Origin of the sequence: Phosphitispora fastidiosa (genome assembly GCF_019008365.1) — a bacterium.
GTDB lineage: Bacteria > Bacillota > Thermincolia > Thermincolales > UBA2595 > Phosphitispora > Phosphitispora fastidiosa.
In genome coordinates this window covers 1-326 of sequence record NZ_JAHHUL010000085.1, presented here as the reverse complement: position 1 = coordinate 326, position 326 = coordinate 1, and the positions used below count along the sequence as shown (strand labels likewise).

The following is a 326-nucleotide window of genomic DNA, read 5'->3' as shown; positions in this document are numbered from 1 at the left end:
AATCCGAGAGGGGTAAGTGGAATTCCTAGTGTAGGGTTTCTAATCCTGTTTGCTACCCACGCTTTCGTACCTCAGCGTCAGTTACTGTCCAGGTGGCCGCCTTCGCCACTGGTGTTCCTCCTGATATCTACGGATTTCACTCCTACACCAGGAATTCCGCCACCCCCTCCAGTACTCAAGCATAGCAGTTTCAAGTGCAGTTCCACGGTTGAGCCGTGGGATTTCACACCTGACTTACTACGCCGCCTACGTACGCTTTACGCCCAGTAAATCCGAATAACGCTTGCACCCTCCGTATTACCGCGGCTGCTGGCACTCGCGCATGG

Annotated in this window: 1 rRNA gene; it reads right to left on the bottom strand. The window is 54.0% G+C overall.

Features of this window, described 5'->3' with window-relative positions:
• Positions 1-326: ribosomal RNA gene (locus Ga0451573_RS19045) — 16S ribosomal RNA — on the bottom strand; the annotation flags it as partial.